This is a genomic window from Micromonospora arida, assembly GCF_042873195.1.
Classification (GTDB): Bacteria; Actinomycetota; Actinomycetes; order Mycobacteriales; family Micromonosporaceae; genus Micromonospora; species Micromonospora arida.
On sequence record NZ_JBIALC010000002.1, the window covers coordinates 878240 to 894405 of the forward strand.

At 71.5% G+C, this 16166-nt stretch carries 12 protein-coding genes; 5 read left to right on the forward strand and 7 right to left on the reverse strand.

The window, feature by feature from the left end; genetic code table 11:
• Both ACFYP0_RS10780 and ACFYP0_RS10785 read right to left on the reverse strand, forming a co-directional pair.
• Window positions 1–555: a response regulator gene (locus ACFYP0_RS10780; protein ID WP_124854178.1), complete on the reverse strand. Its 555-nt coding sequence runs from the start codon at window positions 553–555 to the stop codon at window positions 1–3.
• A complete protein-coding gene (locus tag ACFYP0_RS10785; RefSeq protein WP_373861493.1) occupies window positions 552–4922 on the reverse strand; it encodes a HAMP domain-containing protein in 4371 nt (1456 codons plus the stop codon). The genes ACFYP0_RS10780 and ACFYP0_RS10785 overlap by 4 nt, the downstream gene beginning before the upstream one ends.
• A 291-nt stretch (window positions 4923–5213) precedes the next feature.
• Here ACFYP0_RS10785 and ACFYP0_RS10790 point away from each other — a divergent pair, with 291 nt between their 5' ends.
• Complete coding sequence (locus ACFYP0_RS10790) at window positions 5214–7286, forward strand: SpoIIE family protein phosphatase (RefSeq protein ID WP_356975800.1); 2073 nt, start codon at window positions 5214–5216, stop codon at window positions 7284–7286.
• 48 nt (window positions 7287–7334) lie between these two features.
• The gene (locus tag ACFYP0_RS10795; RefSeq protein WP_356975798.1) at window positions 7335–7742 is read left to right on the forward strand and encodes a hypothetical protein; all 408 of its coding nucleotides are present in this window, start codon (window positions 7335–7337) and stop codon (window positions 7740–7742) included.
• Window positions 7743–7810: 68 nt separating this feature from the next.
• On the opposite strand, the gene ACFYP0_RS10800 is transcribed toward ACFYP0_RS10795, so the two are convergent.
• Window positions 7811–9169: an FAD-binding oxidoreductase gene (locus ACFYP0_RS10800; protein ID WP_124854181.1), complete on the reverse strand. Its 1359-nt coding sequence runs from the start codon at window positions 9167–9169 to the stop codon at window positions 7811–7813.
• A 96-nt stretch (window positions 9170–9265) separates the two neighbouring features.
• On the opposite strand from ACFYP0_RS10800, the gene ACFYP0_RS10805 reads away from it, so the two are divergent.
• Together ACFYP0_RS10805 and ACFYP0_RS10810 are read left to right on the forward strand one after the other, a co-directional pair.
• Window positions 9266–11362, forward strand: coding sequence for a S9 family peptidase (locus ACFYP0_RS10805; RefSeq protein ID WP_356975796.1), 2097 nt, complete (start codon window positions 9266–9268; stop codon window positions 11360–11362).
• Between the two features lie 153 nt (window positions 11363–11515).
• The gene (locus ACFYP0_RS10810) at window positions 11516–11701 is read left to right on the forward strand and encodes a hypothetical protein (RefSeq protein ID WP_112677581.1); all 186 of its coding nucleotides are present in this window, start codon (window positions 11516–11518) and stop codon (window positions 11699–11701) included.
• Window positions 11702–11743: 42 nt separating this feature from the next.
• Here ACFYP0_RS10810 and ACFYP0_RS10815 read toward each other — a convergent pair whose 3' ends face one another.
• The 4 genes from ACFYP0_RS10815 to ACFYP0_RS10830 form a co-directional block, all read right to left on the reverse strand.
• Window positions 11744–13276 carry an ABC transporter permease gene (locus tag ACFYP0_RS10815; protein WP_356975794.1) on the reverse strand — a complete coding sequence of 511 codons (1533 nt, stop codon included), beginning with the start codon at window positions 13274–13276 and terminating at the stop codon, window positions 11744–11746.
• Window positions 13273–13974, reverse strand: a complete 702-nt coding sequence (locus tag ACFYP0_RS10820) for an ABC transporter ATP-binding protein (RefSeq protein ID WP_355004789.1) — start codon at window positions 13972–13974, stop codon at window positions 13273–13275. The genes ACFYP0_RS10815 and ACFYP0_RS10820 overlap by 4 nt, the downstream gene beginning before the upstream one ends.
• Complete coding sequence (locus tag ACFYP0_RS10825) at window positions 13971–14507, reverse strand: PadR family transcriptional regulator (RefSeq protein WP_091397436.1); 537 nt, start codon at window positions 14505–14507, stop codon at window positions 13971–13973. The genes ACFYP0_RS10820 and ACFYP0_RS10825 overlap by 4 nt, the downstream gene beginning before the upstream one ends.
• Before the next feature lie 203 nt (window positions 14508–14710).
• Window positions 14711–15295 carry a TIGR03086 family metal-binding protein gene (locus tag ACFYP0_RS10830; RefSeq protein WP_386995426.1) on the reverse strand — a complete coding sequence of 195 codons (585 nt, stop codon included), beginning with the start codon at window positions 15293–15295 and terminating at the stop codon, window positions 14711–14713.
• Window positions 15296–15326: 31 nt separating this feature from the next.
• Here ACFYP0_RS10830 and ACFYP0_RS10835 point away from each other — a divergent pair, with 31 nt between their 5' ends.
• Window positions 15327–16154: a DUF6597 domain-containing transcriptional factor gene (locus ACFYP0_RS10835; RefSeq protein ID WP_386995429.1), complete on the forward strand. Its 828-nt coding sequence runs from the start codon at window positions 15327–15329 to the stop codon at window positions 16152–16154.
• The last annotated feature ends 12 nt before the right edge of the window (window positions 16155–16166 follow it).

A 16166-nucleotide genomic window follows, 5' to 3' on the forward strand; every position in this document is an offset into this window, starting at 1 on the left:
TCAGGCGGTGTTGCCCCAACGGGCCTGTTCGAGCAGCCGTACCGCCCGGTCCCGGACCTCCGGGTCGTCCGAGCGGAGCTGGGCGGTCGCCTCGTCGACCGCGTCGGTCAGCCGCCGCCACTGCGTGTCGCGCTCCCGGACCAGATCCGACTGGGTGGCGAGCTGCCGGGTCTTCACCCACAGCTCGACGAAGACCGACACCTTGGCCCGGAGCACCCACGGGTCGAACGGCTTGGTGAGGTAGTCCACCGCGCCCACCTGGTAACCCCGAAGGGCGAGCTGGGCGTCCCGGTCGGCGGCGGTGAGGAAGATGATCGGCACGTGCCGGGTCCGCTCGCGTCGCTTGATGTGGCTCGCCGTCTCGAAGCCGTCCATGTCCGGCATCTGCGCGTCCAACAGGATCACCGCGAAGTCGTCCACCAGCAACTGCTTGAGCGCCGCCTCACCGCTCTCCACCGCCACGGACTGGACCGGCAGGCCCTGAAGGATCGCCTCCAGGGCCGTCAGGTTCTGCCGCCGGTCGTCCACGAGCAGCGCTTTGGCCAACTGGGTCACGAAGTCTCCTCGGTCCGGCTGCCGTTGATCCAGGACGACATCAGTTCGATCAGGTCGTCGAGGTCGACCGGCTTGGTGATGTAGTCGCTTCCACCGGCAGCGAGCGCCGACTCACGGTCACCCGGCATCGCCTTCGCGGTCAGGAAGACCACCGGAAGGTCGGCGAACCGGTGGTTGCGGCGAATCTGGCGGGTGGTCTCGTAACCGTCCTGGTCGGGCATCATGGCGTCCATCAGCACGATGTCCACCTCCGGATGCTCGGCCAGCAGACGGACACCGTCCGCCCCGTTGTCCGAGTACAGCACGGTCATACCGTGCAGCTCCAACGCACTGGTCAAGGCGAAGACGTTGCGTACGTCGTCGTCCACGATCAGCACCGTGGCGCCGTCCAGTTGACGGGTGGCCGGTGCCTCCGGCCGTTCCGGCAGCAGTTCCAGCGGCGGCATCAGCAGCGACGACGGCAGCCCGGCGCGCTGCGGCGACGGAGTCTGCGGCGCGACCACCGCGTCCGGGGCCAGCACCTGCGGCACGAACAGGGTGAAGGTCGAGCCCTGACCGGGCGCGGACGAGACGGTGATGGTGCCGCCGATCAGTCGGGCCAGATCGCGGCTGATCGACAGGCCCAGGCCGGTGCCGCCGTACCGGCGACTGGTCGTGCCGTCGGCCTGCTGGAACGCCTCGAAGATGATCGACAGTTTGTCGTCGGAGATGCCGATCCCGGTGTCGATCACGGTGAACGCGATCACCTGCTGGGCGTTCGTCAGCGCCGGCACGTCGAAGACCGCGTTCTCCGCGGCCGGGGCGATTCGCAGCGTCACGGCACCGTTGTCGGTGAACTTCACCGCGTTGGAGAGCAGGTTGCGCAGGATCTGCTGCAACCGCTGCGCGTCGGTCACCAACGCCGGCGGCAGATCCTTGCTCACCCGTACCTGGAAGTCCAGGTTCTTCTCCTCGGCCTGCGGCGCGAACGCCTGCTCGACGTAGCCGCGCAGCTCGGTGAAACGGATCTCGGTCGGCTCGACGTCCATCCGGCCCGCCTCGATCTTGGACAGGTCGAGGATGTCGTCGATCAGACGCAGCAGGTCGGAGCCGGACCCGTGGATGGTCCGGGCGAACTCGATCTGCTTCGGGCTGAGGTTCTGCTCCGAGTTCTCGGCCAGCAGACGGGCCAGCAGCAGCAACGAGTTCAGCGGAGTCCGCAGCTCGTGGCTCATGTTGGCCAGGAACTCCGACTTGTACGCCGACGCCCGGGTCAGCTGCTGCGCCTTCTCCTCCAGGCCCAGCCGCGCCAGCTCGATCTCCCGGTTCTTCGTCTCGATGTTGCCCTTCTGCTCGGACAGCAGAGTGGCCTTCTCCTCCAGCTCGGCGTTGGTGCGCTGCAACTCCGCCGACTGCTCCTGCATCTCGTGCGCCAGCCGCTGCGACTGGGCCAGCAGCTCCTCCGTACGCCGGTTGGCCTGGATGGTGTTGACAGCGATGCCGATGGTGAGCACCAGCCGCTCCAGGAACGACAGGTGCAGCTCGGAGAAGGCCGACACGCTGGCGAACTCGATCACCCCGAGCAGTTCGCCCTCGAACAGGACGGGGAGCACCACCAGGTCGGACGGGGGTGTCTCGGCCAGGCCGGAGCGCAGGGTGAGCCGGCTGTTCGGGGAGGCGCTGACCCGGATCGTGCGACGGGAGAGCGCGGTCTGCCCGACCAGCCCCTCACCCGGCCCGAAGGTGACGTCGTGCCCCCGCGCCACGTACCCGTACGAGGAGGTCAGCCGCAGCCGCATGCTGCCGTCGGCGTCGTCGGCCAGGAAGAAGGCACCGAGCTGGGCGTCGACCAGCGGAGTCACCTCCGTCATGATCATGCGGCACACCTCGCCGAGGTCGCGCTGGCCCTGCAACAGGCCGCCGATCCGGGCGAGGTTGGAGTCCAGCCAGCCCTGCTCGGCGTTCTTCTTGGTCGTCTCCCGGAGGGTGACGATCATCTGGTTGATGTTGTCCTTCAGCTCGGCGACCTCGCCCTGTGCCTTGACCGCGATCCGCTGGGTCAGGTCGCCCCGGGTCACCGAGGTGGACACCTGGGCGATGGCCCGCAACTGCGTGGTCAGCGTCGAGGCGAGCTGGTTGACGTTCTCGGTGAGATCGCGCCAGGTGCCGGAGACGCCCTTCACCTGCGCCTGACCGCCGAGCTTGCCCTCGATTCCGACCTCGCGGGCCACCCGGGTCACCTCGTCGGCGAACGACGACAACTGGTCGACCATCGTGTTGACTGTCGACTTCAGCTCCAGAATCTCGCCCTGGGCGTCCACGGTGATCTTCTGCGACAGGTCACCCTTCGCCACCGCCGTGGTCACCGAGGCGATGTTGCGGACCTGGCTGGTCAGGTTCGACGCCATCGAGTTCACGTTGTCGGTGAGGTCCCGCCAGGTGCCGGAGACGCCCTTCACCTGCGCCTGACCGCCGAGCTTGCCCTCGGTGCCCACCTCGCGGGCCACCCGGGTCACCTCGTCGGCGAACGACGACAGCTGGTCCACCATCGTGTTGACTGTCGACTTCAGCTCCAGGATCTCGCCCCGCGCGTCCACCGTGATCTTCTGCGACAGGTCACCCTTCGCCACCGCCGTGGAGACCTGGGCGATGTTGCGCACCTGGGCGGTCAGGTTCGACGCCATCGAGTTCACGTTGTCGGTCAGGTCCCGCCAGGTGCCGGCGACCCCGCGCACCTGCGCCTGGCCGCCCAACTTGCCCTCGGTGCCCACCTCACGCGCGACCCGGGTCACCTCGTCGGCGAACGACGACAACTGGTCGACCATCGTGTTGACTGTCGACTTCAGCTCCAGGATCTCGCCCCGCGCGTCCACCGTGATCTTCTGCGACAGGTCACCCTTCGCCACCGCCGTGGTCACCGAGGCGATGTTGCGGACCTGGCTGGTCAGGTTCGACGCCATCGAGTTCACGTTGTCGGTCAGGTCCCGCCAGGTGCCGGAAACGCCCTTCACCTGCGCCTGACCGCCCAGGTTGCCCTCGGTGCCCACCTCGCGGGCCACCCGGGTCACCTCGTCGGCGAACGACGACAACTGGTCGACCATGGTGTTGACGGTGTTCTTCAGCTCCAGGATCTCGCCCTGGGCGTCCACCGTGATCTTCTGCGACAGGTCGCCCTTCGCCACGGCGGTGGAGACCTGGGAGATGTTGCGGACCTGGCTGGTCAGGTTGCCGGCCAACTGGTTGACGTTCTCGGTGAGATCCCGCCAGGTGCCGGAGACGCCGCGCACCTGGGCCTGACCGCCGAGCTTGCCCTCGATGCCCACCTCACGCGCGACCCGGGTCACCTCGTCGGCGAACGACGACAGCTGGTCCACCATCGTGTTGACGGTGTCCTTCAGCTCCAGGATCTCGCCCTGCGCCGCCACCGTGATCTTCTGCGACAGGTCGCCGCGCGCCACCGCCGTGGAGACCTGCGCGATGTTACGGACCTGGGCGGTCAGGTTCGACGCCATCGAGTTGACGCTGTCGGTCAGGTCCTTCCAGGTGCCGGCCACGTTCGGCACCTCGGCCTGGCCGCCCAACTTGCCCTCGGTGCCCACCTCGCGGGCCACCCGGGTCACCTGCTCGGCGAAGAGACGCAGCGTGTCGGTGAGGTAGTTCATCGTGGCGGCCAGCTCGGCCACCTCACCACGCGCGCCGACCGTGATCTTCTGCGACAGGTCGCCCTTGGCCACCGCCGTCGCCACCTGCGAGATGGACCGCACCTGGCCGGTCAGGTTCGACGCCATGGTGTTCACCGAGTCGGTGAGGTCCTTCCAGGTGCCGGCGACGCCCCGCACGTCGGCCTGGCCACCCAACTTGCCCTCGGTGCCCACCTCACGGGCCACCCGGGTCACCTCGTTGGAGAACGACGACAGCTGGTCCACCATCGTGTTCACGGTGCGCCCGATGCGCAGGTACTCACCACGCAGCGGCCGACCGTCGATCTCCAACGCCATGTGCTGGGACAGGTCACCGTCGGCGACCGCCACGATCACCCGGGCGATCTCGGTGGTCGGTCGACCCAGGTCGTCGATCAGCGAGTTGATCGCCCGCTGCCCCTCCGCCCAGGAGCCGTCCAGCCCTTCGTCGTCGAGCCGCTCGGTGAGCCGGCCGTCCCGACCGACGATCCGGCTGATCCGCCGCAGGTCCAGGTACTGCCGCTCCTGGAGCGAGACCACCTCGTTGAAGGCGTCCGCCACCTCACCGGCTGCGCCGGCCCGGCGGGGAAGCCGGACCTTCAGGTCGCCGCGCCCGATCCGTCGCAGTGCCTCGGCCAACTCACCGAGGAGCGCCTCGTGGTCGGACGCGGACGGATCCGCCACCGACTGCTTCGACGTGGTCATCATTCCTCGCTCAACTCGGGGGCGCCGGTCCGTGCGGACACACCGGCACCCCATATTGTGCCCGCGCGCGCCGTGGTGCCAGGGTGCGCGACCCGCCAGGTGGCATCGATCGGCCCGTCGACCCGCCCGATCGGCGTCGAGCCGACACGGCCCGCCGCAAACCTCGCCGGGCTCACAGACCGGTCGTTTCGATGCGTCGACCCGCTTCCTGCCGCCGGTGCCGCTGACCGACGCGACAGCCCACGATCGGTGATCGGCTTGGCACCCGGCAGGGGGACGGTGGAGGATACGGGGGTGTCAGCCGAGGCGGGGCCCGCGACGGCCGGGGCCCGGGACGGGGCCGTCCGGCGTGTCCGGCTGCCCGCCGACCGCCGTACGCCGGCCGCCGCCCGCGCCGTGGTCCGCTCGGTGTTGACCGAGTCACACCTGGACGAACTGGCCAACGAGGCGCTGCTGCTCACCACCGAGCTGACCACCAACGCCGTCGAGCACGCCCGCACCGAACTGGACATCGAGGTCGTCGCGGACGAGGTCGGGCTGACCGTCACCGTCTCCGACTTCGCCCCCGGTTCCGGCGACGAGCTGACCGTCGGCGACCGCAACGACTCCACCGAGATCAACGAGGTCTCCGTGCGGGGCCGGGGCCTTTTGCTGGTCGACCACTTCGCCAGCCGCTGGGGCACCACGTACCTGCCCACCGGGAAGGGCGTCTGGTTCCGGCTGGACCGCCCCGGCGCCGACCAGCCCTTGAGCGGGACCATCGGCGAATCGACACCGGCCAACGCCGGCCCCCGGACGAGCACCGACGGGTCCGCGCCGAGCGCCAGCGCGATGAGCGAACTCATGCAGACCGCCCCCGACCTGTACGGGGACGACCCGTTGCCCGACTTCGCCACCAGCCTGCTCAGCCGGGTCGCCGAAATGGTGGGCGCGGCCGGCGGCACGATCCGCCTGGACCGGGGCGACGGGCAGGGCAGTCAGGTGCTGGCCCGCTTCGGTCGGCCGCCCCGCCCCGGCAGCGACCTGCTCCGGGTGCCACTGACGGTGCAACGCCCGTACGCCGGGGAGTTGGAGTTGGACGCCGCGCCGTCGGCGTACGCCCAACCGTTGGCGGTGCTCACCGCCGAGCGGCTGTCGCTGCACCTGGAAAACGACCGGCTGCGCCGGGCCGACCTCCGCCGGCAGGTGTGGCTGACGTTCCTGGCCGAGGCGAGCGAACTGCTGGCCCAGTCGCTCGACGTCGACCTGACCATGGCGCTGGTGCCGCAGTTGGTGGTGCCGCGACTCGGCCAGTGGTGCGCGGTGCACACCACCGACGAGTGGGGCCGGCTCCGGCTGTCGGCGGCCAGCCACGCCGACGAGTCGATGCTTCCGCAGTTGCACAAGGTGCTGGCGGAGACCGGGCCGGATTCGATCCAGGCCCGCCTCCGCGAGGCGTCCCGCAGCGCGGCGCAGATTCCCCTGGGCGGGCCGATGGAGGGTTTCGCCGTCCCGCTGATCGCCCGCGGGCAGCGGCTCGGGACCCTGGCGGTGGGGCGGCACCAGCGGCACCGGCACGACCCGGACGAGGTGGCCGTGTTGGAGGACGTGGCCCGGCGGGCCGCGCTGGCCATCGAGAACGCCCGCATCCACGCCGAACGCCGTCGGGTGGCGCAGACGCTCCAGCAGTCTCTGCTGCCGCCGGTGCTGCCACTGGTGGACGGGATCGGTTTCGCCGCCGAGTACGTCCCGACCGGCGACGACGCCGAGGTGGGCGGCGACTTCTACGACGTGGTGCCGCTGCCCGACGGGCGCTGGCTGGTGGTCATCGGTGACGTCTCGGGCAAGGGTGTCCAGGCCGCCGCGGTGACCGGGCTGGTCCGGGACGTGATCCGGGTGCTGGTCGGCGACGGCAAACCGTTACCGGAGGCGCTGGCGCGACTCAACGAGACACTTGTCGAGCGCGGTGGTGGCCGCTACTGCACGCTGGCGCTGGCAGCGGTCGGGCAGGGCAGGGGTGACCAGTTGGACGTCTCGCTGCACCTCGCCGGGCACGACCGGCCGGTGCTGCTGGCCGCGGCGGGCGGCGCCGGGTTCGTCGGCACCGGCGGCACCGCGCTCGGCCTGCTCGACACGATCACCTCGCCGGCGGCGGACATCACGCTCGCACCGGGCGATTCGCTGATCTTCTACACCGATGGCGTCACCGAGCGGCGGCGTGGCCGGGAGCTGTTCGGCACCGACCGACTGCGGGACGCCGCCGCGCCCCTGGCCGGATATTCGGCCGACGTGGTGGCGGCACGGCTGCGCGCCGCGGCGATCAACTTCTCGGTCGAGCCACCCCGGGACGACATCGCCGTCCTGGTGCTCCGCAACGACGCGACCTGAGCGCTGCGCGGCCCCCGGCCATCGGGTCCGCTCGGTACATTGACGGCCATGACGAGCGTCGCGCAGGTCACGTCGTACCCCCGGCGGGCGGTCCGGGCCCTGATCGTCGCGCAGTTCGCGACCATCGGCGCCTTCCTCACCGTGCTGCTGCTCTACGTCGGTCGGATGACGAGCGCCGGCGTCGGCCCGGCCGAGATGTTGACCGGCGCGTACGACCCGAAGGACGTGGCCTTCTTCGGGGTGCTGCACCCCGTGGTGGCGGTGCTCTACCTGGCGGGTGCGGCGCTCGGGCTGCCGTTGGCGATCGTCGCGGTGGTGCTGGTCGCCCGGGAGCGCGAGGCCCTGCCCCGGGCGACCCGGTCACTGCTGCTGGCCGGCGCGGTCGGCAGCCTGCTGGTGCTGGTGGCCCGTCTCACCCCGCCACTGTTGGACATGCACCGGTGGTGGCTGGACTGACCTGGGCCGGGCCGCACCGGCCGACGGGCTCACCCGGCCGTTCCGACGGCTCATATGGCTGCCAGGCCTCACAGGCCGCCGGGAAGCCGCCCGGGCGCGAGGCGGTGCTCCGGATCCAGGTGCCGCTTCGCGGCCCGCAACTGGGCCAGGCCGGCCAGCTCTCCCCAGAGGTCGACCGCCTGGCGGACCGCCGCCGGAGCGGAGACCACCACGCAGCGGCCCTGCCGGGCCAACAGCACCCCTCGGACGGCGGCCAGAATAGACGCCACCCGATCGGCTGCCAGTGCCCCCGGCAGCGCCGCGTGCACCACGCCCAGCCCGGCGGACCCACGCACCGGCACCGGCGTTCCGGCCGCGTCACGTAGCGCGTAGACGGCGGCGTGCAGGTCGCCGATCGGCACCTCCAGGCGCAGCGCCGTGTCACCGGGAGCGAACGGGTAGCGGCGCCACCACGTCGGCGCGGAGTGCGCGATCGTCGCCTCCCCGTGCAGCAGGCCGACCAGCCGCTCGGCACGCTCGGTGACGTCGGCGGGGCCGCCCTCCAGCAGCACCACCAGGCTGCCGGCCCGGGACGGGGCACCGGCTCGGCCGGACATCGACGGATGACGCTCCCGGGCGACGGCCGCCGGATGACCGGGCGGGTACGGCGTACGTGGGCGGGGGGTGCCTCCGGGCAGGTCCAGCTCGATGGCCGACGGCTCCAGCCGAGCGGAGAGGATCGTCCGGACCAGGTCGTGCACCTCCAACGGCGTCCACACCGGGCGGGACACCCAGAGCCTGCTCGCCGGCACCGGCTGCACCCGCAGGCTCGCCGACACCAGCACGCCGAGCGCGCCCTGGGAGCCGCAGAGCAGGCGGGCCAGGTCGAGCCCGGGCGCGCCACCGCCGACGCTGATCAGCTCGCCGTCGGCGGCGAGGTAACGCACACCGAGCAGTTGGTCGCAGGGGCTGCCGTGGCGGTGGCGCAGCGGGCCGGCCTCGCCAGCGGCCAGCACGCCGCCCACTGTGGCGCCGGGCGAGGGGGCGTCCATCGCGAGCCGCTGCCCGGTGCGCTCCAGGGTGGCCTGCACCGCCCGCAGTGGAGTGCCGGCCCCCACGTCGGTCACCAGCGAGTCGACCGGCTCGTGACCGATGCCGGCCAGCCGGCCGGTGTCGAGCAGGATGTCGACCTGAACGGGGGCGGCCCCCCAGTCGATCTTCGTGCCCGCACCTCGGGGCACCACCGCCAGATCGTGCACGGCGGCCAGCCGCAGCACCTCGGCGGCGGCGTGCGGGCCGCCCGGAACGGCCACCCAACGCGCTGGTCGCCCCGCCACCTCGTCGGCCGGCCCGGCCAGCCGGGAGAACGGTGGACCGCAGATCGCCGCCAACCGCCGGGTGATCTCGAGGGCTCCGGACCGGCCGAGGGAACTCGCTGCTGCCGCCATGCCGGCCATCGTACATGTGTTCGAAAGCGGTGGTGGTGAGTATCGGGATGCCGCTGGTCCGGCGCGCTGCGCCTGCCGGCCGGTAACGTGGCCGCCGTGACCACCGAGACTGCCCCGCCCGCGGCGAAGCGGGTGCCCAGCGAGCGCACCCACCACGGCGACACCGTCATCGACGAGTACGCCTGGCTCGCCGCCAAGGACGACCCGGAGACGATCGCCTACCTGACCGCCGAGAACGAGTACACCGACGCGCGTACGGCCCACCTGGCAGACCTGCGCGCCGACCTGTTCGAGGAGACCCGCCGGCGCACCCAGGAAACCGACCTGTCCGTGCCGACCCGCAAGGGCGGGCACTGGTACTACACCCGGACGGTCGAGGGACAGCAGTACGGAGTGCAGTGTCGCCGGGCGGTCCGCGACGGTGAGACGGACCCGCCGGTCAGCGCGGACGGCGCCCCGCTCGACGGCGAGGAGGTGCTCCTCGACGGCAACCTGCTGGCCGAGGGGCACGACTTCTTCTCGCTCGGTGCGTTCGACGTCAGCCCGGACGGTCGCTGGCTGGCCTACTCCACCGACTTCTCCGGTGACGAGCGCTTCACCCTGCGGGTGAAGGACCTGACCACCGGCGAGTTGCTGCCGGACGAGGTGCCGGACACGTTCTACGGCACCGCCTGGTCTTCGGACGCCTCGGTCCTGTTCTACGTGACGGTGGACGACGCCTGGCGGCCGAACCGGGTCTGGCGACACACCATCGGCTCCGCCGCCGCCGACGACGTGGTGGTCCACCAGGAGGACGACGAGCGGTTCTGGGTTGGCGTGGAGCTGACCCGGTCGGAGAAGTTCATCCTCATCGACGTGCACAGCAAGGTGACCAGCGAGGTGCTGGTGATCCCCGCCGGCAACCCGACCGGCGCGCCGGCCGTGATCGCCCCTCGCCGGCAGGGCGTCGAATACACGGTGGAGCACCACGGCCACCGTTTCCTGATCCTGCACAACGACGGCGCGGAGGACTTCGCGCTGGCGTTCACCTCGGCGGACGTACCGGGCGACTGGGTGCCGCTGATCGAGCACACCCCCGGCACCCGGCTGGAGGCCGTCGACGCCTTCGCCAACCACCTGGTGGTGTCGCTGCGCACCGACGGGCTCACCGGGCTGCGGGTGCTGCCGGTGGGCAGTGACGACGGGTACGACATCGACTTCCCCGAGCCGCTGTACAGCGTCGGGTTGGACGCCAACCCGGAGTACCGCACCGGCCAGGTCCGGCTGCGCTACTCCTCGCTGATCACCCCCGACTCGGTGTACGACTACGACCTGGTCACCCGGCAGATGGTGCTGCTCAAGCAGAAGCCGGTGCTGCCCGGGCCGGACGGGCGACCGTACGACCCGGCCGAGTACGATCAGCACCGCGACTGGGCGCTCGCCGACGACGGCACCCGGGTGCCGATCTCACTGGTCTGCCGCGTCGGCACCCCCCGGGACGGCTCGGCACCCTGCGAGCTGTACGGCTACGGCTCGTACGAGGCCAGCATGGACCCGTGGTTCTCGGTGGCCCGCCTGTCCCTGCTGGACCGGGGCGTGGTCTTCGCGGTGGCGCACACCCGGGGCGGCGGTGAGCTGGGCCGACGGTGGTACGACCAGGGCAAGCTGCTGGCCAAGAAGAACACCTTCACCGACTTCGTGGCGTGCGCCCGGCACCTGGTCAAGGCCGGCTGGACGGCCAGCGACCGGCTGGTCGCCCGGGGCGCCTCGGCCGGTGGCCTGCTGATGGGCGCGGTGGCCAACCTGGCACCTGACGCGTTCACCGGGATCGTGGCGCAGGTGCCGTTCGTGGACGCGCTCACGTCGATCCTCGACCCGTCGCTGCCGCTGACCGTCACCGAGTGGGAGGAGTGGGGCAACCCACTGGAGGACCCCGAGGTGTACGCGTACATGAAGTCCTACACGCCGTACGAGAACGTGGCCGCCGTGGACTATCCCGCGATCCTCGCGGTGACCAGCCTCAACGACACCCGGGTGCTCTACTCGGAGCCGGCGAAGTGGATCGCCCGGCTGCGGGCGGTGGCCCCGGGCGGCGACTACCTTCTGAAGACCGAGATGGGTGCCGGGCACGGCGGCCCGAGCGGTCGTTACGACTCCTGGCGCGAGGAGGCGTTCATCAACGCCTGGATCCTGGACCGCATCGGCCACGCCTGACCGTCGGCTCGCCATGATCGCGCCCGGTGGTGGGAGTGGTCCCCTCGGCGGCTCGAGGAGACCACCCGTGATCGGGCGCGATCATGGCCGGGTCGCGTATGCGCGGCCTGGCCTTTCGGGGTTGCGGCGGATGTCACGGCCTAGACTTCCGGGGTGACCGGGGCTACGGATGGTGACGGCGACGCCGCCGAGGAGGTCCGCCGACCGAGCGTGGCGGCGGTGGCACGGGACCGCCGGGTCTGGCTGATCCTCGCGGTGGTCGCCGGCCTGCTGGTCTGCTGTTGTTCGGCCGTGGTCGGCACCCTGATCGCACTCTCCTCCGGCCTGCTCGCCGCCTGACCCGGCCTCGTGGGTCAGGCCAGCCGGCGGGGCAGTTTCGGATCAGGTCGTCCGTAGCTCGTCCAGGGCTGTGCTGGCGCGCAGGAAGAGCAGGCCGACACCGACCGTCACCAGCACCGCGGCCAGGGCGCCGGCACCGAGCCACGCGAGGTGCTCCAGAGGTACGGGAACGGCTCGCTGCACCTCGGGGTAGTACACGATCCGGTTGTACTGTGCGCTGGTGGCAGGGTCCTCACAGAGCGCTGCCGTGGCCTCGCAGATCGTCGCCGACCCGCCGCCCGCCGACACCTCCGCGACGAGACCTCGGCCGAGCAACGTGCCCACGGTGAGCGCGAGCAGGATCGCCGGCACGGCCGGCGCCAACGCCTGCCAGGCCACCGAACGGCTCAGCGTGGCGCGGGGCACCCCGGTGGCGACCAACGCGGCGTAGGCGCGTCGACGGGCGACGATCCCCTCGACCAGCGCGACGATCAGCCCGCCCGTCGCGATCAGGATGGCCACGGCGATCGCGCCATCGACATAATCCATCGTGGACAGATAGAACGGGTTGGTGCCGCCATCCAGTCCGGCGAACCGGCTCTGCTCCCGCTCAAGCTGGTCCTTGGTCCCGAAGTAGGCCCGCTGGGCGGCCGCGCCCCCGCCGAAGATCAGGGCGGCGAGCAGCGCCGCGAAGGTGCGGCTACCCGCCCACGGGTCGGCCATCAGCCGGCCCGCCGCGAGCAGGGCAGCCGGACCGCGGGCGTGCCGACGCAACAACCGCCCGCAGTGGTACGACAACCAGCCGGTGCCGATCACCACCCCGATCATCGCCGCGAGCGCGCCCACCGCGAACAACACCGGCACCAGCCAGGCCATCAACTCGTCGTCGTCGGCGAACCGGTAGACCACCGGGCGGATCAGCGCAAACGAGACCACGCCGAACCCGATCAGGAGCCCCGCCCAAGGACCCGGACCACGCTCGCGGGCGGCCTTACGACTCACCCCGAGCGGGCTGGTGGTGACCGTACGCAGCATCAGGGCGGTGGCCAGCGCCGCCACGACCGGCAGACCGAACACCACGCCGGCCAGCGCGCCGGTCGACGGCAGCACATCGGTGGGCAGGGCCAGTTGACCTTGCGCGTCCGGTCGGTGCAGCAGGTCGCGGCCAACCAGGTAGACACCCAGCCCGACGAGCGTGCCCAGCAGAGCGGCCACGCCGGTCTCCAGCACCACCAGCCGGGTGACCTGCCCGGGCGTGGCACCGGCCAGCCGGAGCGCGGCCAACCGGCGGTCCCGGGCCGGCGCGCCGAGCCGGGCGCACTGACCGGCCAGCGCCAGCACCGGGACCATCAGCATCAGCAGCGCGAACGCCGTGCCGCCGCGCAACCCGGGCTGCGCCAAGAGCGCGTTGTGATACTGCTCCGACCACCTGTTCTGGTTCTCATCCGTCGCCGCTGGGGTGGGGATGGCCAACACGGTGAGCGCCGCGAGCCCGGCCAGGGTCGCCAGCAGGGCGCTGAGCGCGGTGAGCACCACCCGGGCGGTGTCGGTGCGGGTGCCGGCGAGCGCGAGGCGGAGCAGCGTCGTCGGTCTCACCGGGCGCCGCCGGCCAGCGGCACGTCGAGCCCCAGGCCGGTGTGGTCCACCAGACCGTCACGCAGCACGATCTCCCGATCTGCGTACGCGGCGATCCGCGGCTCATGGGTGACCAGCACGACCGCGGTGCGCTGCTCGCGGGCGAGCCGGACCAACTGGGTGAGGACCTGCTCGCCGGTGAGCGTGTCCAGTGCGCCGGTCGGCTCGTCGGCGAAGAGCACCCGAGGCTCGGTCACCAGCGCCCGCGCCGTGGCGCAGCGTTGCTGCTGGCCCCCGGACATCTCACCCGGCCGGACGTCGGCCACCTCGGCCACCCCGAACCGTTCCAGCCAGGTGAGCGCCGCCGTCCGTGCCTCTCGCCGCCCCGTGCCGGCGAGGAGCAGGGGCAGGGCGACGTTCTCGGCGGCGGTCAGCTCGGCCACCAGCTGACCGAACTGGAACAGCACCCCGAACTCGGTACGCCGCAGCCGGGACCGGGCCGCCTCCGACCAGGTGTCGATGCGGTGCCCGCGCCAGGTGACCTCGCCGGCGTCCGGCCGGAGGATCCCGGCCAGGCAGTGCAGCAGGGTCGACTTGCCGCAGCCACTCGGCCCGGTGACGGCGACGATCTCGCCCTCGGCCAGGTCGAGCGTCACGCCGCGCAGCGCGGGCGTCGGGCCGTACGCCCGAACCACGCCGCGAGCCTGGAGTTGCGTCACGGATGCACCTCCCGGTGCCAGTCGGCGACCCGGCCCAGGGTGGCGTGCAGCCACCGCAGATCCGCGTCGAGGTGGGCGATCGCGAAATCGGCCGCGACCACGTCGCTGAGGGTGGCGGCCGGGTCGCCCTTGACCGTGGTCAGCTCACGCAGCCGTGCGGTGTGCGCGGCCCGCTGGGCGATCAGGTACGACCGGGCCCGGTCGACGTCGGCGACCAGCAGCGCCACCACGACCTTGGCGAAGAGCGTGCTGGCCACGTACGGCATGGGTGCTTCCACAGTGGACAACCACTGGTCCAGCGTGACCCGCCCCTGGTCGGTCAGCGCGTACGCGGTGCGATCTGGCCCACCCACCCGGTCCTGCCCGGCGGCAGCCACCAGCCCGTCCCGTTCGAGGCGGCCGAGAGTGGCATAGACCTGCCCGAAGGCCAGCGGTCGAGCCCGCGGCAGCCGCTCGTCGTGCGCACGCTTCAGCTCATACCCGTGCCGGCTGCCCCCAGCGAGCAACCCGAGCAGAACATGCGGCGTGGACACCCCGCCCACTATTCACCCAGCGAATACCCAAGTCAACAACCCCGCCCCACCCGCACCCCCTGCCCCCCACCCCACCCGGCTGGTTGATCAAGAAGTTTGCGTCACCAGCGCGCCGAAACTTGACGCAAACTTCTTGATCACCGAGGTCGGGCGGGGGCAGGGGGTGGGGGGGCAGGGGGTGGGGGGCAGGGGGTGGGGTGGGGTTAGGGGGTTTGGGGCCAGGTGGGGGTGCGGCCGGTCTGGGTCAGGAGGTGGGCCAGGTCGGGGGCCAGGTCGGGGGTGGGGGTGGGGGTGGGTAGCGGGTCGGCGAAGACGCCCATCTTGCGGGCGGTGGGACCCAACTGCTCCACCAGCGCGTGCAGCTCGGCCACCGCCTCCGGGGCCGGGTGGTACGGCTGGCCGGTGGCGACCGCGAGATCCCAACCGTGCACGGTCAGGTCCAGCAGGGCCATGCCGCCGATGACGGACTGCGGCATGCCCATGCCCGGCGACACGCCCTCCAGAGTGGACGGATCCGACCAGGCGGCGACCAACCGGCCGGTCTCCGCCTCGAAGCGGTCCCGCCAGCCGTCGCCCAGGTGGTCGGGCTTCTCGGCCCACTCCACCTGTCGCTTCTCGGCCAGGTCCTGAAAGTTGACCACCACCTGGAAGAGGTGATTGAGCAGATCACGGACCAGGTAGTCCTGGCACGGCGTGGGCAGGTCCAGTTGGTCGTCGGAGATACCCCGTACGACATCGACGGTTCGCGGCGCGGCGGCCGCCAGCAGCTCGCTAGTCTGAGTGGACATACGGCCAGCGTATGAGGGTGGTCTTGAACAAATGCGACAGCGACCGCGTGGCGACAGCCGGGGAATTCTCGACCCCGGGCGCCTGCTGCGCGAGATGCGCTTCCGTCGCCACCTGCCGGCGGAGTCGCTGCGCCAGTGGGTAGAGCACTACTGGTTGATCGACTGGGTGTTGAGCGCGCCGTTCGAGCAGCGGGTCGTGCCGCACCCGGCGGTGAACGTGGTGTTCCGGCGGGACGACGACGGGCCCGAGTCCGGCGAGGTGGCCGGGGTGGGCCGCGACCTGTTCCGGATCACGCTCAACGGCACCGGCCGGGTGTCCGGGGTGCAGTTCCGCCCCGGCGGCTTCCACCCGTTCTGGCGGCGCGCGGTCAGTGAGCTGACCGGCCGTAGGGTGCCGCTGCCCGCCGGCCGGCTGATCCACCCGGACGTCCCGGTGGGCGCGGGCACGTTCCCGGGAGCACCCACCTCTGCGGCCAGCGACGACGAGCGCTGCCGTGCGCTGGACACCCTCCTCACCGCCTGGCAACCGGAGCCAGACCCGATGGCCGAGGAGGCCGTCCGACTGGCCGAGACGATCCGTACCGACCGGACGGTGCTGCGCGTCGACGACTTCGCCGCGCGGCACGACGTTCCGGTCCGCCGGTTGCAGCGGCTGTTCCTTGAGTACGTGGGGGTCGGGCCGAAGTGGGTGATCCGCCGCTACCGGCTCCAGGAGGCGGTCGAACAGGCCGCCGGTGGCCCGCTGAGCTGGGCTGACCTCGCCGCCGACCTCGGCTACAGCGACCAGGCCCACCTGGTCCGTGACTTCACCGCCGTGGCCGGGGTGTCCCCCGCCGCGTACGCCCGCTCGGTGAGCTGAGGAGAGCTGACA